Origin of the sequence: Ketobacter sp. GenoA1, from assembly GCF_003671475.1 — a bacterium.
Classification (GTDB): Bacteria; Pseudomonadota; Gammaproteobacteria; order Pseudomonadales; family Ketobacteraceae; genus Ketobacter.
Window position 1 is genome coordinate 384,481 of the sequence record NZ_RCHM01000045.1, and the last position, 22,484, is coordinate 406,964.

16 protein-coding genes are annotated in these 22,484 nt (G+C 55.3%); 11 read left to right on the forward strand and 5 right to left on the reverse strand.

What is annotated here, in order from left to right:
* Positions 1 to 167: 167 nt before the first annotated feature.
* The 3 genes from D9N13_RS22205 to epmB form a co-directional block, all read right to left on the reverse strand.
* Positions 168 to 2,246, reverse strand: a complete 2,079-nt coding sequence (locus D9N13_RS22205; RefSeq protein ID WP_290594165.1) for an EAL domain-containing protein — start codon at positions 2,244 to 2,246, stop codon at positions 168 to 170.
* Between the two features lie 83 nt (positions 2,247 to 2,329).
* Entirely contained in the window at positions 2,330 to 4,177 is a 1,848-nt protein-coding gene (locus D9N13_RS22210; protein ID WP_290594166.1) for a hypothetical protein, read from the reverse strand.
* 143 nt (positions 4,178 to 4,320) lie between these two features.
* Positions 4,321 to 5,340, reverse strand: coding sequence for an EF-P beta-lysylation protein EpmB (epmB, locus tag D9N13_RS22215; protein ID WP_290594167.1), 1,020 nt, complete (start codon positions 5,338 to 5,340; stop codon positions 4,321 to 4,323).
* Between the two features lie 54 nt (positions 5,341 to 5,394).
* On the opposite strand from epmB, the gene efp reads away from it, so the two are divergent.
* From efp to D9N13_RS22230, 3 genes are all read left to right on the forward strand, one after another.
* Complete coding sequence (efp, locus tag D9N13_RS22220; protein WP_290594168.1) at positions 5,395 to 5,958, forward strand: elongation factor P; 564 nt, start codon at positions 5,395 to 5,397, stop codon at positions 5,956 to 5,958.
* Between the two features lie 67 nt (positions 5,959 to 6,025).
* Positions 6,026 to 6,985, forward strand: coding sequence for an EF-P lysine aminoacylase EpmA (epmA, locus tag D9N13_RS22225; RefSeq protein ID WP_290594169.1), 960 nt, complete (start codon positions 6,026 to 6,028; stop codon positions 6,983 to 6,985).
* 7 nt (positions 6,986 to 6,992) lie between these two features.
* Complete coding sequence (locus D9N13_RS22230) at positions 6,993 to 8,102, forward strand: NAD(P)/FAD-dependent oxidoreductase (RefSeq protein WP_290594170.1); 1,110 nt, start codon at positions 6,993 to 6,995, stop codon at positions 8,100 to 8,102.
* Positions 8,103 to 8,154: 52 nt separating this feature from the next.
* Here the strand turns inward: D9N13_RS22230 and D9N13_RS22235 are convergent, their stop codons facing one another.
* The gene (locus D9N13_RS22235; protein WP_290594171.1) at positions 8,155 to 9,144 is read right to left on the reverse strand and encodes an immunoglobulin domain-containing protein; all 990 of its coding nucleotides are present in this window, start codon (positions 9,142 to 9,144) and stop codon (positions 8,155 to 8,157) included.
* A 490-nt stretch (positions 9,145 to 9,634) separates the two neighbouring features.
* On the opposite strand from D9N13_RS22235, the gene D9N13_RS22240 reads away from it, so the two are divergent.
* Both D9N13_RS22240 and D9N13_RS22245 read left to right on the forward strand, forming a co-directional pair.
* Positions 9,635 to 12,385, forward strand: a complete 2,751-nt coding sequence (locus D9N13_RS22240; RefSeq protein ID WP_290594172.1) for an immunoglobulin domain-containing protein — start codon at positions 9,635 to 9,637, stop codon at positions 12,383 to 12,385.
* A 109-nt stretch (positions 12,386 to 12,494) separates the two neighbouring features.
* Positions 12,495 to 12,983: a (2Fe-2S)-binding protein gene (locus D9N13_RS22245; protein ID WP_317622545.1), complete on the forward strand. Its 489-nt coding sequence runs from the start codon at positions 12,495 to 12,497 to the stop codon at positions 12,981 to 12,983.
* On the opposite strand, the gene D9N13_RS22250 is transcribed toward D9N13_RS22245, so the two are convergent.
* A complete protein-coding gene (locus D9N13_RS22250; protein ID WP_290594174.1) occupies positions 12,980 to 15,220 on the reverse strand; it encodes a xanthine dehydrogenase family protein molybdopterin-binding subunit in 2,241 nt (746 codons plus the stop codon). The genes D9N13_RS22245 and D9N13_RS22250 overlap by 4 nt on opposite strands.
* Before the next feature lie 347 nt (positions 15,221 to 15,567).
* On the opposite strand from D9N13_RS22250, the gene asnB reads away from it, so the two are divergent.
* The 6 genes from asnB to D9N13_RS22280 all read left to right on the forward strand — a co-directional run bounded on the left by asnB (position 15,568) and on the right by D9N13_RS22280 (position 22,473).
* The gene (asnB, locus tag D9N13_RS22255) at positions 15,568 to 17,481 is read left to right on the forward strand and encodes an asparagine synthase (glutamine-hydrolyzing) (RefSeq protein WP_290594175.1); all 1,914 of its coding nucleotides are present in this window, start codon (positions 15,568 to 15,570) and stop codon (positions 17,479 to 17,481) included.
* A 77-nt stretch (positions 17,482 to 17,558) separates the two neighbouring features.
* A complete protein-coding gene (locus tag D9N13_RS22260; RefSeq protein ID WP_290594176.1) occupies positions 17,559 to 17,807 on the forward strand; it encodes an acyl carrier protein in 249 nt (82 codons plus the stop codon).
* 16 nt (positions 17,808 to 17,823) lie between these two features.
* Positions 17,824 to 19,359 (forward strand): class I adenylate-forming enzyme family protein, encoded by a 1,536-nt coding sequence (locus D9N13_RS22265; RefSeq protein WP_290594177.1) that lies wholly within the window; start codon positions 17,824 to 17,826, stop codon positions 19,357 to 19,359.
* The gene (nadE, locus tag D9N13_RS22270; protein WP_290594178.1) at positions 19,356 to 20,345 is read left to right on the forward strand and encodes an NAD(+) synthase; all 990 of its coding nucleotides are present in this window, start codon (positions 19,356 to 19,358) and stop codon (positions 20,343 to 20,345) included. Before D9N13_RS22265 ends, nadE begins: the two co-directional genes overlap by 4 nt.
* A 12-nt stretch (positions 20,346 to 20,357) precedes the next feature.
* Positions 20,358 to 21,431, forward strand: coding sequence for a hypothetical protein (locus tag D9N13_RS22275; protein WP_290594179.1), 1,074 nt, complete (start codon positions 20,358 to 20,360; stop codon positions 21,429 to 21,431).
* Positions 21,421 to 22,473 carry a polysaccharide deacetylase family protein gene (locus D9N13_RS22280; protein ID WP_290594180.1) on the forward strand — a complete coding sequence of 351 codons (1,053 nt, stop codon included), beginning with the start codon at positions 21,421 to 21,423 and terminating at the stop codon, positions 22,471 to 22,473. The genes D9N13_RS22275 and D9N13_RS22280 overlap by 11 nt, the downstream gene beginning before the upstream one ends.
* Positions 22,474 to 22,484 lie beyond the last annotated feature (11 nt).

Here is a 22,484-nt window from a genome sequence, read left to right on the forward strand (position 1 = left end):
CAATCAGAGCAGATCCATGGACAGTATAGACACTTCAGGCTTGATAAACCCCTAAGGCATTTTGTTTTGACCGGAAATTTGTCACAGTCTGAGGCCGACTGAACACTAAACAACCTAAGAAAATTTGAATCAGTTGCCCAGTGCTCTGACGGACCAGTGGAACAGGACTATTCGTCGCTGGAGAAGTCGTAATTCATTTGTTCGGTGGGTGCTTGCAGGTAATAACCCTGAATGTAATTCACCCCGATCTGCCACAAGGTGGACAGAATGGCTGCGCTCTCAACGAAGGGGGCGATGGTGAGCTTACCCTGGGCGTGGGCCGCCGCCACCATTTCCTTCAATGCCTCTTTGCTTTCCTCACTGGCGATCTCCTTCATAAAGGAGCCGTCCACCTTGAGGTAATCCACCTCCAGATGTTTGAGGGTATTGAATGGGTTAAGCGCACAACCAAAACGGGAAATGGATACCTTGCAATGCAGTTCACGCAAGCCACGGGTAAATTCCTTGGCTTGTTTCAGGTAGGTGGTGGCATCACTCTCACTGAACTGGAACACAATGGCATCACTGGGCATGCGCGCCGCTTTCAAGGCCACGCTCAACCAGGGCAACAGAGTCTGGTCCTTGAGGGATTCACCGGTGATGTTAATGATCAGCTTGGTGTCGTGACCATTGGATCGGTGATCCGACAACAGCTTGATGGACTGCAGAATAACCCAGCGATCGATTTTTTCGCTCAAATCCTGTTGCGATGCAGCCCCCAGAAACTCATTGGGAGACACCTCTTTGCCGTCTTCATCCACCATCCGCAGAAAGGCTTCGTAGAGCTCACCGCTGCCGCCCCGCAAATCGATCACTGGCTGGAACAACAGTTTGAACAGCCCCTTGTCAATGGCATCCTGAACGATGGCGCCGGTATCGCTGGGATCAATCTTCTTGATCGAGGCCGGATCAAACACCGACACCCCGTTACCCAACGGGTTTTCTTCGCGCACCTGTTCGCTGGCTTGATGGGCCCGCGTAATGATCTCCTCGGCGTCATCGGTGTTTTCGCTGATCAGGGTAACACCAATACTGGCGGTGACCTGAACCGTACGCTCCTGCACTTCGGAGAGGTGATCCTCAATGGCACTGCGCAATGCCTCACCCAAACTACGACCTTCTTCCAGGGATCTTTCTTTAATCAGTGCCGTGAATATTTCATCACCGAAACGGGCCAGCATGGTGCCCTGCGGCAGCGATTCCCGTAACAGGGTTGCCACATCCGCCAACACCATGTCGGCACCGGCTAAACCAATATCCGATTGCACCGAAGCAAAATTATCCAGTTGAATATAGGCCAGCACCGCCGTTTTACTCTGAGTGACCGCCCATTGCATGATGTTGTCCAGCTCCTGGGTGAAATGGGAGCGGTTGAACAGGCCCGTGAGTAAATCCTGGCTGCTGATTTCCTTGAGGCGTTCCTGCAGCTCGGCGTCCGCCTGGTTGGTGCGGATCAGTATCTGGGTGCAGGGTTCGCCATCGTAGGTGGCATTGGAAAAAATCATCCGTGCCTGAATGTCGGTACCATCGGTGCACAACCCATGGCAAACGAATTCATTGGTATCACTTTCGCCGGCGCTGTAGGCCCGCAAAAACTGTTTGAATTCCTCATGATCCTTGGCCGCCACCATATCCATAATGGGCATGCCTTCCAGGTCATCCGCATCGTCATAACCAAACAGTTCCAGGTAGGCCTCATTGGCGTAGGTGTGCATGCCGTCGGTAACATAGGTGATGGCATCACGGGAACTGTCCAGCAACACCGCACAACGCTTTTCCGCTTCCCGCAGATGCAGCTCCGCAGTACGCCGGGCCCTGCGTTCCATCAGATTTCTCAGTTCGCGCTGAATCACCAGTATCAGACGGTCGTGGTCTTCTTCCACCACCACGTCTTCATACCCCTCGCGCAAACCTTCCACCACCTCTTCCGGATCGTATTCATCCACCAACAGGATGGCCGGGATATCCTTGGACTGCTTCTTGACTTCCTTCAGGCACTCCATGGCAAATATTTCATTGGCTTCCGGACGCAACAGCATCAGATCCCACTGGCCTGAACCCAGTGCCTGCAGCAGACCGTCTGAACTTTCGATCATCTGACCGCGGGTGGCCCGGCCGGAGTTACGAATCAGGTTCATCAACTGCTCGGCGTCATCAGGCGACTCATGCAGAATCAGCAACTTTATGGTTTCAGCTTTCTTAGTCATGCACTCTTTATTTCAATTAAACCCTTGCGGGTGAGAATTTGCTGGAAACTCCGAAACAGGGTGTCACACCCTGAGGTCAAACACTACAGGCTTGACCAGATGGAATCAAAATCGTCGTCTTGAGTTTTGTTGCGTTCTTCATCAGCCGGATTACGCGAACGTTCTTCCACCATTTCTTCGCGACCCGCTGCAGGCACCAGCATTTTAAACTGAAACTGGCTGAAACTTGCAGTAGAAGTTACCTGTTTAATCAATTGCCCCTTGGAAACCAATCCACTCTCGTTGATATTGACCTTGTACCCCACATGAAACGCAATATTCGGTGTAATTAAGGTGGCCGGCTGACCGATTGCCCGCAACTCAGGCAGCATCAATGTGCGCATGAATTCCGTCACGCCTCCTTTCTTGTGGATCACCTGAGTACCGCACGCTTCTGCTTTCGGCGCAATCAACTCCACCCCCATGCGCACACCTTCATCCTTGAACTGTTTCACCCAACGAATGACACCAATGCTCCAGTGGGACTTGTCTTTTTCCAATATGCCGACGATTTCACCGGTCTTAACCTGATGGGGCACATCCTGATGCCAACTCAGGCAAAAGCCACCGGGGCTGGTGTTCACCACCTCGCAACTGTACTGAGGGTATTTGTCTTTTTCTGCCAACAGGCGTTGCTCGGCATGCTTTTCGATCTCGCCGCCAACGGAATCCTTTTCCAGCTTAAGTTTGGAGGTGTCCACGTTCAGCCCCCAGACATCATTGCTCTCGTAGATGTCCCGGCGCCGGCCGCCAGGCCCGTGCTGCAAAAACGGATTATTCAGCTCCGGGTCCAGCACACTGCCACTCACCATGCGGTTAAAATCCGCTTTTCCGGACACAAAATAGTGGGTGGCGCTCAATCCAATGCACAGGCTCAGACTGCCGTGCTCTTCGATGCGGGTGAACGCCCGCTCCGCCAACACGCCCCATGCCTGAATCAGAATCCGGGTCAAATCGGCGGGAAAGCGGTCGGGGACAAAAAAACTGGCAACCGGGTGTGGCTGGCCCTGGGGCAACTGCAGTAACACTCGCAGATGATCGGAAATCACCGACGCATCAAAATAACGAATGTTGTGGGGCAATGTTGTACGCCGCATCAGCGACTGGTAAATGGGCGGGTAATCCGTCGTCACATCGATCACGAATAAGCCTGAGGCCGATTTCGCATCGGTCACTGAGGCAAAGCGTGCCCAGTATCGCGCCGCGTAATAAACCTGCTGTATTTGTGTCTGACGCAGTTGATTGGGCTTGGCGGTGGACAGCAACAACGCCCGCATGTATTGATCGTAAATACTGGATTCCCAGTTATCCTCCTCCGGATCCACCGTGGGCAATTCCAGCATGCCGAAGCGCTGGGCGATCAGGTACAGCAAATGCATCTCACGCCAGAAGTTGGCCGGCGCCGGATAATACAATTGAAAGCTGCGCAGCAGCACCTGGCTTTGTTCCGAGATAGCCCGGTGGATGGCTTTCTGACACAGTTTCTTGGCCTCCTTGTCCATGTTCTTGACACGGGGCAGGGACTGCATGGTAACGGCTTTGTAGCCAGTGGCCAGGTGATTTTGCAACGCCTGCGCCAGAGCGGCGATCTTGGCTTCTTTGGGCGGCAGCACCACCGCCTTGTTCAGAAAATGTTTTTCCAGGCTTTCGCATATGTAGTGAATGGGCCCGCGCATGATTTCCATAAGCTGGAAGCGGGTTTCCGAGTCTGTCTTCAGGCGGTTCAATTCCTGGATGGCAGAATACAGCCGCTTGGCACTTTCCCCCACGTTCATTTTAGGCAGGCCTTCCACCCAAGCCTGAACCTTCTTGGGTTGAGGAGCACAGAACGAAAGCACCTCCAGATCGTGGGGAGGCAGCTTCAAGCTAAGGTGCTCAGCTGTATTCGACATTCAGTTATCCCGTTTCTTCACTGCGTTCTGTCTTGTCCTGGCCCCGCCTTTATCCGGCCACAAGACACATGGGGAGGATCCCTTACTAGTAAGTATAGGCAGACTTTGCACAGGATGCGCAAACATTGATTGTGACCAATCACTCAGGATAAATGCAAATCTATCAGAGTCTTGCCTGATTTTCCTGAAATCTCTCTCACTAAGCGCGGTATCAGGAAACCCGGCAAGTGCCGATGCAGGGCGCACATCAGCTGACGCGCCTCCTGCTCGGGCACATCAAAATGATGGGCTCCCGCCACCGGATCCAGCAGGTGAAGATAATAAGGAAGCACGCCGGCCTGGAACAGACGCTCACTCAGATTGGTCAAAATTTCCGCAGTGTCGTTGACCCCCCGCAGCAACACCGCCTGATTCAATAAATGCACCCCGGCCTGGCGCAATGCCGCCATGGCCTGATCAAACAGCCCATCCAGCTCGCGGGGGTGATTGCTGTGCGTCACCAGAACCGAGTCCAGCCGGGTATTTCCCAGGCAGTCCAGTAAGCCCGCGTCTACCCGCTGCGGGATCACCACCGGCAACCGGGTGTGTATGCGCAAGCGCTTGACTGTAGGTACTTGTTCTATGGTTTTCAGTAGTTTATCAAGCCTTCCATTGCTCACCACCAATGGATCGCCGCCACTTAGGATGACCTCATTCACCTCCGGGTGGGCCTGCAGGTAGGCCGCCACCTGATCGAATTCCCGGCTTGACAGCCGGTTGTCCTCATAGGGGAAATGACGGCGGAAGCAATAACGGCAGTTGATGGCGCAGGCCCCACTCAGCACCAGCAATACCCGGCTGTGGTATTTGTGCAGCAGGCCACCCTGCGGGTTCACCTGCCGCTCCCCCAGCGGATCCGCAATAAACCCGTCCCGGGGCTGGGTTTCCGCCTGCACCGGGAGCACCTGCCTCAACAGGGGATCATCGGGATTGCCCACCTCAATTTTGGCCAGATAGGGCTCGGGCACCCGCAGCGCAAACGCATTATGGCCCTGCAGACCCGCCGGCAGGCTGTGCAGAGGCAGTTGCAGGCGTTGCCACAGGGTTTCCGGGCTGCGAATACTGCCCGAAAGCAGAAATTGCCAGTCTTCAGTATGCCAAGTTGGGGCAGTTCGAGTTATCATTAGCGCCTTTCCCATTACGGGTACTGCAAATTGAAAGAAAACAGGTGTTGATCAATGGCCAACTATTCTACCAACGAATTCCGCTTGGGTCTTAAAGTGATGTTGGATGGAGACCCATGCTCCATCGTCGAAAACGAGGTGGTAAAACCCGGTAAAGGTCAGGCCTTCAACCGCGTGAAGCTGCGCAACCTGAAAACCGGAAAAAGCTGGGAACGCACGTTCAAGTCCGGCGAAAGCGTGGAAGCCGCCGACATCATGGACGTGGACCTGCAATATCTCTACAACGACGGCGAGTTCTGGCACTTTATGGATCAGCAGAGCTTCGAACAGCAGGCCGCCGATGCCACTGCAGTAGGTGAGGCCGCCAAATGGCTGAAAGAAGAAGACGTCTGCACCGTGACCCTGTGGAACGGCTCTCCCCTGGCGGTAACAGCGCCGAATTTCGTCGAACTGGAGATCATTGAAACGGATCCCGGCCTGAAAGGCGATACCGCCAACGGCGGCTCCAAACCCGCCACACTGTCCACCGGTGCTGTGGTACGGGTGCCGCTCTTTGTTAACCAGGGTGACGTAATCAAAGTGGATACCCGAACCGGCGAGTACGTTTCCCGCGCCTGATGCTGTGCCGGCTGCCTGCGTCATGACGGGCAGCCGGCCGTTTCCAGCCCCCATCCAAAGTGATCCCATGACCTGGCAACCCAGTGCAACCTTGCCCACTATTGCAGCCCGCGCCAAACTGAATCGCCTGCTGCGGGATTTCTTTGCCCGCCGGGACGTGATGGAGGTGGAGACCCCCCTATTGTGCGCCAGCACGGCCACCGACCCTCACCTCAGCAGCTGGCACAGCTGCGCCAACGGCAAGACCTACTACCTGCAAACATCGCCGGAATTCTGCATGAAACGCTTGCTGGCAGCCGGTTGCGGGCCCATTTATCAACTGGGCAAAGCCTTTCGCCACGAAGAACACAGCCGCCAGCACAACCCGGAATTCACCCTGCTGGAATGGTACCGCCCGGACTGGAGCCTGACCCGGTTGATGGATGAGGTGGAGGCACTGGTGCTCAACGCCGCGTCTGCCTTTGGCCTCACCCTGGAGCCGTTTCCACGCCTCACCTATCAACAGGCGTTTGAAGATACCGTGGGGCTGAACCCCCACCGCTGCAGTGCCCAGGATCTGCTGCAGGTGGCCAACGCACAGATCAACGGGGACTTCAGCACTCTGAATCGCGACGGCTTGCTGGATTTGGTGGCCAGCCACCTGGTGGAGCCCAAACTGCCCCGGGAGGGCGTTATCCTTACCGAGTTTCCCGCCAGCAAGGCCAGCCTCGCCAAAACCGGCCTGTCCAGCAAGGGCGACACCGTGGCGTTGCGGGCGGAGCTTTATATTCGCGGACTGGAAATTGCCAACGCTTACCAGGAACTGGTGGATGCCGCCGAGCAGGCCCAACGCTTCCAACAGGATCTGCACTATCGGGAAAACCATCAATTGGCCTGCGTCCCCAATCCCGGCCAATTGATCGCTGCGTTACAGAACGGGTTTCCGGAATGCGCAGGCGTCGCCCTGGGACTGGATCGGTTGTTGATGGTACTATTGGGTTGCGACAACATTGAAGAAGTGTTGAGTTTTACCACCACACGGGCCTGATCAATCCATGCAACAGGTGCACTTTGACAGCTGCATTATCGGCGCCGGCGTCATCGGACTGGCCATCGCCCGGCAGCTGGCACGGGCGGGGCGCAGCACCATCATACTGGAACAGGCCGGCTGTATCGGCTCCGGCATCAGCAGCCGCAACAGCGAAGTGATTCACGGGGGGCTCTACTATGCCCCGAATTCCCTGAAGGCACAGCTTTGTGTCCACGGCAAACACCAACTTTATCAGTACTGTGAACAACACCGAGTTCCGCATCGGCGGATTGGCAAGTTGATCGTCGCCCGCTCATCCGCCCAGGGCGAGGCACTGCAATCCATTGCCGATAATGCCCTTGAAAATGGTGTATCGGATCTGGAGCATATCCCCGCAGCGCGGCTAAAAGCCATGGAGCCTGAAGTGGCCGGTTGCATGGCGCTGCTGTCACCCTCCACCGGCATCATCGACGGCCATGCCCTGATGCAAAGCCTGTGCATGGAGCTGGAACAGCATGGGGGACTTCTGAGTCTGCACACCCGGTTTCAGCATGCCCGCTTCAGTGGCGACCACTTTGATGTCACCGTATCCAGCGTTGGCGAGCCTTACCACTTTCGCTGCACGCATTTGATCAACGCGGCAGGCCTCCAGGCGCAATCCGTGGCGGCGCGGATTGAGGCTGGCCAGACACCCTTGATCCCCCCGTTGCACTACTGCAAAGGCAGCTATTTTGCTTTGCACGGGCCGGCGCCGTTTTCACGCCTGATCTACCCCCTGCCGGAGCCAAACACCACCGGCCTGGGCATTCACGCCACCCTGGATCTGGCGGGCCAGGTTCGCTTCGGCCCGGACACTGACTACGTGACACAGGTGGATTACCAGGTGGAGCCCAGCCGTAAAGCCCGTTTCATTGCCGCCATCAAGCACTACTATCCAGGCCTTATGGAAGCCCGCCTGGTACCGGCCTACGCCGGCATCAGACCCAAGCTGCAAGGCCCCACTGCTGCCCCCTGCGATTTCAGAATTGACGTCAATCCGAGCGGCGTGATCAACCTTTTCGGCATCGAATCGCCGGGCCTGACCGCCGCTCTGGCCATTGCGGAACGGGTGGGAGAGTCACTGGCCGGCGCTTAAACGCAAAAACGGGCCGCAGCCCGTTTTTGTCGAAGCGATGGTGTGTCCGCGATCAGTTGACGGTCACACTCACCGGTGTTGAGAGCGCGCTTTTCAGGCCGGTGGTATCAACGGTCACCAGGCTGAAGTAATGGGTACCTGCCGCCAGGCCCGTCGCGACATAATCCAGCTCTGACGCATCCACCGTGTCGATTTGCTGCATTTGACCATTCACGCTTTCGGCGTAGTAGATTTCGTAGGCTTGAATGTCAGACTCCGCCAACGCTGAATCATCCGCTCGCTGAGCCGGGCGGCTCCAGGTGATCAGGGCGTCGGCCAACGTATTGGCAGCCACACTGACCTGGGCACTGTTGGAGGTGGTGGAAACGCCGGTGTTGCTGACCACCACATAGTATTCACCGCCATCCGCCACGGTCACTGAATTCAGCACCAGTGAAGGGGCGTTGGCACCGGCAATGGCCGCACCATCGAAATACCACTGGTAGTTCAGTACACCTGTACCTGTGGCCGCCACACTCAAGGTGACATCCACGCCTTCATTCACCATTTGGTTACTGGGCTGAGTGGTGATGGTCACAAACTGGGAAACCGTGACGTTCAGGGAAAAGCTGTCGCACTCAAGGGTGGACTGGCCATCTGTAACCGCGCAGTCATAGGTGCCTTGCTCAGACGCATTGAACGACGTGCTGGCGGAACTCTGTACAACGGAGCCGTTACGGTACCAGGTCACGGTAATCGGCAGATCGTTTTGCACTGCAACAGAAAAGGTGTAGGTGTCACCTTCATTGATGGTGACATTGCCCGGTTGTGACACCAGATTCAGCACGAATTGCTCCGGCTCTTCAGGCACCTCATCCGGGTCGGTATTACCCGCGTCGCCGGTTTCGTCGTGGCTGTCACCACCGTCACCTGAAACCTGAGCACTGGCTTCATTGCTTTCGCCGCCAGCCCCGCACCCAGCCAAAACCAGGGTGAAAGCCACGATAAACGCCGCAAGCACCTTGTTAAAACATAGACCATTAGGGAAAAATGAAACCGACATCAGCAGTAGTACCTTTACAAAATTAGGGGGTGTTGAACTTACAAAGCCAAGATTAGTTCACCCCCGGAAAGGCACGTGTGGGCCAGTTCACACCCCGATAAAACCCGCTAATAAAACGCAAAAACTGCGCAGGCAGTCACACTCATCAAGCGCACGGCGTACGGTTTTTCCAGGCCGACTGATTACTCTATAAACAACCGTGCTGCGATGGTTTCTTCTGTACCTGCCGCAGGGACGCCGGCAGGCATTCCGTTAAGCGGCAATGGCGACCCGAGGCAGTTGCCGAAACCGACGGGCTCTGATCAATTTTTATACAGACACAGACCGACAAAATCGCAATAGGTCATTTCTCGATCAATATCAATTTTTAAACAATAAAAACAGGGCATTTTTCACAAAGTTTGTGATAGCTTTCAACTCCCGCCTAAAAGAATTTTGGGATGATGGCGGTCCAATAATAATTTGCACAAGCTGCCTGGCTTTAAGACCAATGAAAACGTTGCATAAGAGAGCACTGCTGGCGCTGTTTCTCGCTGCCAGCTTGCCGACCATGAATGGTTGTAAAGAACTGAATGGGGATCAATCTGTAACCGAAAATCACAACGATGTTGTGGATCCGGTGACGGAGGTGGTGGACCCGTCTGAGCCAACCTTCGAACCCATACAGGTTAACGCAGCCCCCCAGGATCTGACCGGATACCCGGGGCAAAGCGCCACCTTCACCGTTACCGCCAGCAGTGCCGCCACCCTGACCTACCAGTGGTATCAGAACAACACGGAAATCCCCGGTGCCACCAGCAACACCCTCTCCTTCATAATCAATGGCAGCGAAGATGCGGGCACCTATACCGTCAGAATCAGCAATCTGACCAATTCCACCAGCCAATCAGCCCGGTTGTTTGTCACCGCGCTGCCGGACATCACCCGTGAGCCCCAGGATGTGAGCATCTATCCGGGTGAAACCGCCGTCTTCACCGTGAGCGCCAGCGGCGATGATGTGGAATACCAGTGGCAAAGTCGCGGCCTGCTGGGCTGGAACACACTGGACGAAACCAGTGACACACTGGTGGTTGAAGATGTCAGCACCAGCACCAAAAAGCAGTACCGGGTAAAAGTGAAAAACGATGGCGGGCAAAAAACCTCCCGCACCACCCGTATCAATCTGAAGAATCCCATCAGCATTACTTCACAACCCACCAGCCAGCTGGTGGCAAGCGGTGAAAACGCAGCCTTTGCCGTGACCGCCACCGGCTACGGCACCCTCAGCTACCAGTGGTACAGGGCGGGTACTGCCCTCAGTGACAACAGCAAGTATCAGGGTACCCGCTCCGCCAATCTGTCGGTGCTGAACGTAACGCCCAGCGATGCCAGCCTGTATTATGTCGCCATCAGCAATGATGAAGGCCGCAGCATGAACTCTGCGTCCGCTGAGCTGTCGGTACAGGGGCCCGCCTTTGTCACCGTTCACCCCAACGACACCACGGTCTACAGCGGAGGCAGCGGTGAGCTGCTGATCGCCGCCAGCGGTGACAACCCCATCAGCTATCAGTGGCAGAAATGGAACGGCAGCAGCTGGCAGAACATCAGCGGCGCCAACGCCAGCCGTCTGAGTTTTGCCACCGTCACCAGCAGCACTGCCGGCCGCTACCGTTGCAGCGTCAGCAACGCCGTATCCAGTGACGTGAGCAATGCCGCCACGGTAACCGTATTGCAGTCCGTGAACATTGATCAGTCTCCAGTGAGCCAGACTGCCCAGGTTGGGGAAAGCGTCCGCTTCTCAGTCATCGCATCCGGCGATGATCTGCAATATGAGTGGACCAAAAACGGCCAGTCACTGCCCAATTCAGGCGCCACTCTCAGTTTCGCCTCGGTGCGCGAGCTGGATGAGGCATCCTATGGCTGCCGGGTTTACAACAGTGGCGGCAGCGCCAATTGTGCAGCCTTTTCCCTCGATGTGCAGTCACCGGTTATTATCAACACCCAGCCCACGCCCCAATCCACCTACGAAGGTGGCAGCATCGCCCTTAACGTAGTGGCCTCCGGCGACCCGGCGCCCTCCGTTGAATGGTATTTCAATGGTGAAATCGTGGGCAGCGGCAACACCTTGACTCTCAACAATGTTTCAGCCCAGCAAGCCGGTGAATACCAGTGCCTGGTGTCCAACGACATCAGCTCCAGTTACTGCGACCCGGTCACCGTCAGCATCAGCAACGCCGTGCAAATTACCAGTGAGCCGGTTAACACCAGCGCCAATGAGGGCACCAGCGTCAACTTCACGGTGGTGGCCAGCGGTGAAAACCTGAACTACGACTGGCTGAAAGACGGCCAGAGCCTGGGCCTCAACAGCCCGACGCTGAGCCTGTCGGAACTGAGCGCCGAAGACGCCGGTTCTTACACCTGCCGGGTGTGGAACGAATACAGCAGCGTGCATTGCACCGACTTTTCACTGACCATCAACGGGCTTGTGGCCATTACCACCCAACCGGTTGGCAGCACCGCCTATGAAGATGCCAACGTCACCCTCGCTGTAGAACATAACGGCGGTGAAGAAGCCCAGGTAAACTGGTATTTCAATGACCTGTTGATTGCCTCAGACACCAGACTCCTGACCCTGAGCCCACTGACACTGGAACAGGCCGGTGAATATCGCTGTGTGGTTGCCACCCCGGTTAATTCGGTAGCCTGCAATCCCGTCACTGTGGTGGTGCTGGAGAAAGCCCGCATCACCAAACAACCCTCCAGCCAAATTCTGAGCGTTGGGGAAAGCTTCACCCTGGATCTACAGGCCAGCGGAGAAGGCCCATTGCAATACCAGTGTTTCTTCAATGGCTCCCTGGTTCTAAGCAGCACCCAAACCTCACAGCTGGTTATCAACAACATTACAGCGGCCAATGCCGGTGCTTATTACTGCACGGTCAGCAATGAAGGTTCCACGGTCACCAGTGACACGGTTTCACTGGATGTACTGGGCATCGAATCCCGCCGTGTACTGGTCACCTGGGATGCACCGGACAGCCGGGCCGATGACAGTTTGCTGGATCCCCTGGAGATCGCCGGCTACAGCATTCATATCTGCCCCGAAGGCAGCAATCAATTCGAGTTAATGGCAACCACCCAGGGCACCGGCACCGAAGCCATCATAGAACTGGCTCCCGGTACCTACGACCTGGCGGTAACCACCATTGATGTAAACGGCCTGGAAAGCAGCTTGTCCGCTGCCAACCCCATCGTCATCGAATAACCACTGACGGAATCAACTCCGGTGCTGCCTGTGACCTCACCCGACAGGTAGCACCGCCCTTCCCAGCCCCACCTGGAATCCGGCACCAATATCCTGCACAATTGCCCAAATGCCAATCAAACCGCCAATCAATCAGGATCAAAGTGTGCGCCTACTTATCAACGCTCAGGAACACGAAGTGAATGTACAAAATGACACCCCGGTATTGTGGGTGTTGCGGGATGTATTGGGGTTAACCGGCACCAAATACGGGTGCGGGATAGCTCAATGCGGGGCCTGTACCATCCACGTGGACGGGCAGGCAGTGCGCGCCTGCGTCACCACCGTAGAGCAGCTTCAAGGCAAGCAAATTACCACCATCGAAGGCTTGTCGGCTGACGGCGAGCACCCGGTACAACGGGCCTGGAAAGCGCATAATGTGCCCCAGTGCGGCTACTGCCAGTCAGGACAAATTATGAGCGCAGCCGCCTTACTGCAGAAAAACCCGGCTCCCAGCGATTCCGACATCGATGACGCCATGAACGGCAACCTCTGCCGCTGCGGCACCTATATCCGAATCAGGGCCGCCATCAAGTCAGCTGCCGACAGCCCCTCCTAAACGGAAAAATGCCGGCTCAACGGTAAATCACGAATACGCTCCCCGGTAGCCGCGAAGATTGCATTGGTGACACTGGGCGCCACCGGTGGCACACCGGGTTCCCCGACACCGGCGGGGGCGGCATCGCTTTCCACCAGATGGGTTACAATACGCGGTGTCTGTTTGATTCGCAAAATGGGATAGTCGTGGAAGTTACTCTGCTTCACAACCCCGTTTTCCACGGTAATCTCGCCCATTAAGGCCAGGGACAAACCAAAGACAACCGCCCCTTCCAACTGCGCTCTGACGCGATCCTCATTCACATACTGGCCACAGTCCAGCACAACATGGACTTCCTCCACCTGCACCTGGCGATCTTGCACCGAGAGCCGGGTGGCCACCGCACAGTAGCTCATAAAGCTGAAATGCACCGCCAGGCCCCAGCCCTGCCCCGGATCCAGGCTTTGAAAACCACTTGCCTCAACCACGCGATCCAACACCCCCAGCAGGCGCCCGGTATCGATTGGGTGTTGCTGTTGAGCCGGGTAATCCACCTGCAGGTAAGCCGGATCCACGATACGGCCGGGACCAATGAGCTGACGCAGATTGGTTACCGGGTCCAGTTGGCGTATCACCGCCAACTCATCGGCAAAGCCATTGATGGCAAAGGCGTGATGAATACTGGTGACCGAGCGCAGCCAACCAATACGCACAGCCTCCTCTGCCGGATGCACTTCCGCCTGCAACGACGCCACCGCGTAAAGGTTGGAAGTAAAACCTCCGCTGGACAGCTCACCGGCGCTGGGTTGCACCACTGCGCTGTCAAACGTGCTTTGATTGCTGGGGTAGGCTGCCCGCTGCAGCCAACCGGTGACACGATTGTCCCGATCCATGGCTGCCTTGAAATACTGGGCGCTGATGGGGTGGTAATAGTCGTTGCGAACGTCATCCTCTCGGGACCAGAACAGCTTAACCGGACGGCCCGCCCGGTCCGACAGCCATGCCGCCTGCACACAGAAATCACCCATTGATTTACGGCCAAACCCCCCGCCCAGCAAAGGTACATTGACCTCCACATTGTGATAAGGCAGGTTGAGATAATGGGCAATTTCGTTGCGTACGTTCTGCGGGTTCTGTGAGCTGGCCCAAATCCGGCAATGGTTCCACCCGGTATCCGCCACTGCCACCGGCGGCTCCATGGGAACGTGCGCCAGATAGGGAGCAGTGTAGGTCGCCTCATGCACCTGTGCCGCATCCTGAAACGCCTGCTGCACATCGCCGTTCTTGCGCAGCAACTGGCCGGGGGTTGCCACCCGCTCCCGCAATTGCTGACGCTGCGCTTCAGAACTTCGCTGGCTGTATTTGCCAGTGGACCAACGGCACTTCAGCAGGCCTCTGGCCTTCAGCGCAGCCCAGCTGTGCTCTGCCAGCACCGCCACTCCGTGCAAGGGCTGAATACCCACCGGAAAACGTAATGGGGGCAACACCACTACATCAACCACACCGGGCACGGCTCGCGCCTGTTGATCATCACAGGCCTCCAGCACCGCGCCAATCACAGGCGCATGCTCCACCACCGCGAACAGCATACCCGGCAGCACCATATCCGACGCATACTGGGCAGCTCCGGACACCATGGGTTGCAGATCCACAATGGGCGTCGATTTACCGATGTACCTGAAGTCCGCTTTGGGTTTCAGTTGCAACTGATGCCGTGCCGGCACCGGCAACTGTGCAGCCGCCTCAGCAAGTTCCCCAAACGACAGCCGGCGGCCGCTTGACGGATGCTCCACCTGATGGAATCGGGCGCGGCACTCTGCCACCGGTACCCCCCAGCGCTGGGCCGCAGCCTGTTCCAGCATCAACCTGACACTGGCTCCCATTTCACGCATGGATTGATAAAACAACCGTACACTTTGCGAGCTGTCGGTGTTCTGATCCCCGTAATCGGGGTGTCCCGGGGCCTGCACCACATCCACCCGCGCCCAGTCTGCCTCCAGCTCATCCGCCAGCACCAGGGGCAGCCCGGTTTTAATGCCCTGGCCCATCTCGCTGCGATGGGAAACCAGGGTAATGCGATTATCAGTGCCGATTCGAACAAACAACTCCAGGGGTTTAGCTGACTGACTGAGCGCCCCATAAACCATGTTCTGCACTACCGTAAGCTTCCCGGTCACATACAGGCCGCCCACTCCTGCCCCGGCCAATCCTGCTGAAAGCAAAAACACCCTTCTGCTGATTTTTGCAATATCCGCCATTCACCCCTCCTGATTTCGCTGCCAGCCAGGATTGAAATCACCCTGTAAATCCGGTGCGCGTATAAAGTGTGTAAAAAAATACCGGCTAAACTGAAGAAAATGAAGGTTTTTTGGTTCTAGCTGGTGTGGATAACTTTAACAATGACAAGTTTGACATTAGACTCGCTAATTTTGGGGCACGATAGGCTCGGCTTCCAGCGCCCGCGCGCGAGCCGGCAGACAGCAATGATTCAGAATCAGAATCATGCCCATGCCTGTGGAGCCGACACCGACTGGGGCTGTGTAAGATCATCCCGTCTCCTGATTGTGAATAGTAATAAATCGAAACGAGGGCTTTCACATACAGTATGTGTGGATTAGCGGGTGTAGTATGCGCTGGCGGTGTGGGTCCGGACCTGCCGCAACGCCTGAACAAGATGATAGCCACTTTGCATCACCGGGGGCCGGACAGTACGGGCTTCTACCACGGTGACCGGGCGGGGCTTGCCCACGCCCGGCTGAGCATCATCGATCTGGAAGGCGGCGCACAACCAGTGCATAACCGGGACGGCAGCGTACAGGTCGTTTTCAATGGCGAGATTTTCAACTACATCGAGCTGCGCCAGGAACTGGTGGCGCAAGGCCACCGCTTCTACACCCACAGCGACACTGAAGTCATTGTCCAGCTCTATGAGCGCTACGGCGACCAGTTTGTACACCATCTTAACGGCCAGTTTGCCATTGCCCTGTGGGATGAGAACAAGGGAAAACTTATCCTGTGCCGTGATCGGGTGGGCATCGCACCACTATATTACAGCGAGGCCAACGGCAAGCTGATATTTGGTTCAGAAATCAAATCCTTGCTGCCTGAGCTGGGGCACAAGCCGACCATTAACCTGAATGCCCTGGACCAACTGATGACCTTCTGGGCGCCCCTGAGCCCCAACACCCTGTTCCAGGGCATCTATGAGATTCCCCCGGGTTACATGGCCACCTATGACCTGAATGGATTCAAACTGACCCGATACTGGGATTGGCAGTTTCCCACCCACCGGGATTACCAGGGCGGTTCCGATAGCGAACTGGCCGAGCAGCTGCACGAACTGCTGATCGATGCCACCCGAATTCGGCTGCGCTCGGATGTACCGGTGGGCGCGTACCTTTCGGGGGGGCTTGATTCCTCTGTCCTGGTGGCGTTGATACATCATCACAGCAATGCCAGGCTGCGTACCTTCTCCATCGGCTTCGACAGTAAATCCCACGATGAATCTGATTACCAGCGCCTGATGATCGACCAGGTGGGGGCCGAACACAGCGCAATCACCTGCAGTGAACAGGACATCGCTGAGAACTTTTACAACACCATCTGGCACACTGAGGCCCCCATCCTGCGCACGGCCCCCGTGCCCATGCGGCTCCTGTCGGGGCTGGTGCGATCGCAGAATTACAAGGTGGTCTTAACCGGCGAGGGTTCCGATGAGGTTCTGGGCGGTTATGACATTTTTAAAGAAGCCAAGATTCGTCAGTTCTGGGCCCGCAAGCCCGATTCTTCATTCCGGCCGGCCCTCCTTAAAAAGCTCTACCCCTATCTGGATATCTCACCGGGACGAGCCCAGCAGTATTTGAAAAGTTTCTTTGGCAGTGATTTGGATCAACCCGATTTGCCCTACTTTTCCCATACTCCCAGATGGACAACCACGGCCAAGTGCAAGGATTTTTTCTCCGCATCAGTTAAAAGTGCACTGAGCGCAAACCCCATCGAGCTGCTGGAGCAGTCACTGCCCAGGGACATTACTCAATGGCATGCGTTTAACCGGGCACAATACATCGAAGCCAAAACCCTGATGGCCGGCTATCTGCTGAATTCCCAGGGTGATCGTATGTTGATGTCCAACTCTGTGGAGGGCCGTTTCCCGTTTCTCGATCATCGGGTGATTGAATTTGCCAACAAACTGCCGCCGAAATTCAAAATGAAAGCACTCAATGAAAAATATCTGCTGAAGAAATCCATGGCGAAATATCTCCCTGATGAAATAGTCGCGCGCCATAAGCAACCTTACCGGGCACCGGACATACCTGCTTTTTTTGCCGAGCAGACGCCGCCGTATGTGGAGGAGTTACTGAGTGAATCAGCCATACGCGCCAACGATTTATTCGATGCCAAGCGCGTCAGCCTGTTATTGAAAAAAATTCGACTGGGCCGTGCCATCGGCTACAAAGACAATATGGCCCTGGTGGGCATCCTGTCCACACAGATATGGCACAAGCAATTTTTGGGCTAACCAATACGATCATGAGCGGGGCGACCCCATTGATCCAAGCATCATTGACTGTAAACACTTGATTCAAAGGAACACTCATGCCAACCAGAGAAAAACTGAAAAACTACATTCTTGAGAACTACCTGTTTACCGACGACCAGAGCGCGTTGAATGATTCCGATTCTTTTATGGAACAGGGCATTATCGATTCCACCGGCATTATGGAGGTGGTTTTCTTTTTGGAAGAAGAGTTCGATATTCAGGTGCAGGACGAAGAAATGATTCCCGAGAATCTGGATTCCATAGACAACCTGGTCGCTTTCGTCGAAAAACGCCAGGCAAGCTGACCGGAAACACGACACAGTGAACAATGTACTGCAACGGATCAAACAGGTTGTCGACCAACAAAGTGACCTGCCCTGCATTGTAAGCGAAGGCAATAGCTGGTCATATGGTGAAATGTGGGAAAACGCGGCCAGGTTTGCCGCCTATGTCACGCAACAAGGGATTCGCAAAGGCGATCGCATCGCTTTGGTCTGCGACAACTCAGCGTATTACGTCGCTGCGTTTTACGGCACCCTGCTGGCGGGTGCCGTGGTGGTGCCAATGAACACCAGCTCCAAAATCCGTGATTTCAATAACTGGTTTGAGCACTGCGCTGCCCGCATGGCGGTTGTCGACTTCATTCCGCGTGAACTGCGCAAGCTACTGGATACGCCCGCACCGACCCAGTTATTTGCCATTGATACCGATCTAAAACAACCATTGACCAAACAGCAACAAGAGAGAATCTGCGGCACCTGGTCTGAGGTAGAATCCTGTCAACCGCTGGCTAACCATGCAACCATTGCGGGCTCGGATCTGGCTTGTATCATTTATACATCCGGCACCACCGGCAACCCCAAAGGCGTGATGATCAACCATCAGAATCTCAGCGCCAACATCAGCTCGATTCTGGAGGTACTGCCCATAAGGCCCGGCGATGCCTTTCTGAATGTACTGCCTTTCTACTATTCCTACGGTAACTCGGTACTGCATTCCAGCATCTGTGCCGGTGCCACTTTGTACCTGGAAAACAGCACCATGTATCCCAACCGGATACTGGAAAAACTCCAGACTCTGGAGATCGCAGGCTTCGCCGGCGTACCATCCACCTACGCGTTGTTGATGGCCCGGGGAAAGGTCAGTGAATACAACCTTTCCCGCTTGAAATTTTCTCTGCAGGCGGGTGGGGCAATGCCAACCCCGTTGATTCAAGAAGTGCGGGAGCAGTTTGGTGGAGAGCTGTATGTGATGTATGGGCAGACAGAAGCCACTGCGCGGCTCACCTGCCTGCCACCCGCTGACCTGGATCAAAAGCTGGGCTCCGTCGGGTTGCCCATACCGGGAGTGGAAATTAAGATCGTTCACGATGACGGCCGTGAGTGCATGCCCGGCGAAATCGGTGAGGTCCTGGCACGGGGGGACAACATCTCCCCCGGATACTGGCACAATCCGAACGCCACCGCCGCCACCTTTCAGGATGGCTGGCTGCGCACCGGCGATCTCGGGCACAAGGACCAGGAAGGCTATCTCTATCTGGAAGGGCGGCGCTCAGATATGATTAAATCCGGTGCCAACCGAATCAGCCCATTGGAAATCGAAGAGGTTATTTCCGAACTGCCGGAGATTGAAGAAGTGGCGGTGGCAGGGCATCCCGATGAATTGCTGGGGCAGACCGTAGCGGCGTTTGTGGTTATAAAGCCAGGCCATTCACTGGACCACAAGGCCCTGAAAAGGCACTGCCTTGAAAATCTCGCCAGCTATAAAATCCCCAAGTCCATACATGAGCTGCAGGCGCTACCAAAAACCGCCTCAGGAAAAGTCAAAAAGCATTTGCTAATCGAGGAACTATCATGAGTTTAAAAACGGACATTGCCCAGGAAATTCTGAACTTTGATATGGACGCCGAGGTTGAGAAAATCACTTCCAATATGCGCGCATTGCTCAGTAAAAAATTACACAAGCGCGGCTTGGTGGTGGCCATGTCCGGGGGCATAGACAGCTCAGTTTCATCCGCTTTGAGTGTAAAGGCCGTGGGCCCGAAAAAAGTGTTTGGGCTGTTACTGCCGGAACAGGATTCATCATCGGACAGCGAGACCAAAGGGCACATTCTGGCCAAACACCATGGTATTGAATACCTGGTCCATGACATCGCCCCCACTCTGCAAGCCATCGGCTGCTATCAGTGGCGTGACGAAGCCATCAAGGCAACCTTCCCTGAATACGGCGAGGGCTGGAAAAACAAAATTGTCATTGCCGGCGGCTCAGAGGGTCAGTTCAATCACTTTCAGTTAGTGGTGCAATCCCCTGCTGGAGAGATTACCGAGAAACGCCTGGGGCTGAAGGAATACCTCCAGATCGTAGCGGCAACCAATTACAAGCAACGGATACGTAAAACAGTGGAGTTCTTCCACGCCGACCGACTCAACTATGCAGTGGTTGGAACACCAAACCGGGTTGAATACGATCAGGGTTTCTTCGTCAAGAACGGCGATGGCTCTGCCGATATAAAACCAATCGCGCATTTGTATAAAACCCAGGTTTATGCGCTGGCCAAGCACCTTGGCCTGCCGGAGGCCATTTGTAACACCACACCCACCACCGACACCTACAGCATGCCCCAGGGACAGGACGAGTTCTATTACGCCCTCCCCTACCAGGAAATGGACATTGCCCTGTGGTGCTACAACAAGAACATGCCGGCAAACGAGTTGGCCAAGGTTCTGGAAATCGCGGAAGAACAGGCGGCTTTCATCTACAAAGACATCGAAGCCAAGCGTAAGACCACCGCGCCCCTGCATTGGCCGGCCATCCTGATTGAGCCGGTTGATCTTGGACTGTAATCTGGAACCATCATGACGGAAGCAACCATGGCCCGGGAAACCAGCGCAGTTGAGATAAAAGCGATAACGGAGAATGATGCCATCGCGCTTCATCAGTTCTATGTCGCGGAGTTTGCGCATATTCCCAAGCTTACCAACCAAGCATTATGGGAATGGGAATTCCTGCGCCATCCTGAGTCACAGGGCAAACCGCTGTTTTTTGCATTGCAGCAAGACCAGCGGATTTGTGGGGCCATCGGTGGCCTGCCCGCAACGCTCTCGGTGCAAGGGGAACATCACCCAGCCTGTCATCCGGTGGATTTCTTTGTCACCGAGCAGTGCAAGGGATTGCCGGCGCTGAGATTGTTTCGCAAGATGCTCGCCGAACGCCCGGTACACTACGCTTCCTATGTTTCCGATGATGCGGAAAAGCTGTTTACCGCCGCTGGTTTCCTGCAGCTCAACAGCCATATCCAAAACTATTATTACGGCCTGAAGCCCGACACCAGCCCCGCGCCCGTGAAAGCACGGCTGCGGCGCCTGGCCATTGCCTGCATCCGAAGCCTGTTGCTGAACTGGACCCATCTGAAAGGCTTGCTCACCAACAGGGGTGGCTACACCTACCCGAGTTCGGATCAGTTAAATCCCGATTGGGTTCCTGACTTGCCGTCCCAGGATACTGCCAGCCGAATCAAAATCCTGAAATCGACTGAGTACCTGAGGTGGCGATACCAGGATTCTCCCAATCTGTCCTGTCGGTACTTCGCGGCCCTGCGGGATCACCAACCCCATTGCCTGCTGGTAATCCACGCTGATAATGTGAACAAAACCGCTGCCATTATGGATGTTATCATGGCGGGTGAATGCCAGCCCCAACTGATACAATTGTTGATCAGAGCGATTCGCCACTACAGGAAACTTGGCTATACCGCCATGACCACCACTGCACTCAATCAACCACTGGCACAGGCACTGCGTGTGCTTGGCTTCAGCTCCTCCCCCAGCACTCACCGTTTCATGTTTTATGCGCGAAACAAACCGCTGAAAGAAGCCATGAATAACCCACAGTTATGGGAATTCAATCTAGGAGATACCGATGTCATTTGAAACATCAAAGAAGCGGGCATTCAAAGGCTTCCTGACCCGGAAGGAAGCCAACGTGTTGACCTATCACAGCGTTCTCCCCAAACAGGCCAACCTGTTCCAGACTCCCTATCATATAGATGAAGATTTGTTTCACGAACAAATGGAGTACCTGGCCCATTCCAAGTTTAATTGCTTAACCCTGTCACAGCTACGGGAAGCGCTGGACCGCCACAGCCTGCCAAAGCACGCTGTGGTCATTACATTCGATGATGGCTTTTATAATAACTTTTCAACCGCACTGCCCATCCTGGAAAAATTCAATATTCCCGCCACCGTCTTTATATCCACCGGGCTGGTGGGCCAGCAGACCCTGGGATGGCCTGAAATGCTGATTTCAATCTTACAGTGCAGTGCCTGCGAAGAACTCACATTCAAAGGTAAGTGCTTTCCCATTGCCAGCGCCGATGATAAGCAGGATACCTTCATTGAGCTTACCAAAGAGTTTGCCAGTCTTACCGCAGACGAGATCCAGCAGGCGTGCCAGGACTTTCAAACGCAAACCCGTTTCGATGCAGAGCAATTCTTTACCTCCTCCACCTATGAGGCCATGCGCTTTTTGACCTGGGATGAGATCGATGCGATGAAGCAGTCACCGGTGATCGAGTTTGGCTCCCATGGAGTGACCCATCGCAGCCTGATCCACCTCCCGGACGCTGAATCCAGGCAGGAGATCAACGCATCAAAACACACCATCCAGCAACGGATCGGCCATTGCCAGGCGTTCGCCTACCCATTTGGTCGGCGCGGAGTAGACTTTAATGAACAACATGACCACATGGCCAAAGAGGCAGGTTACCAGCTGATTTTTACCTGTGGCCAGTATCGAACCATTAAACAGACATCCAATCCATTGGACCTGCCAAGAACCAATATTCTGAGCGATTGCGACATTGATGTCTTCGACCTCACCCTGAATGGTGGCATCAGCTTCAACAATCTGGGCTCAACCAAGGAAGCGTTGAGCGGTGTTATGAAAGGACTGTTCAGCGGCAGTACTCATTAGGTGGCAGAGTC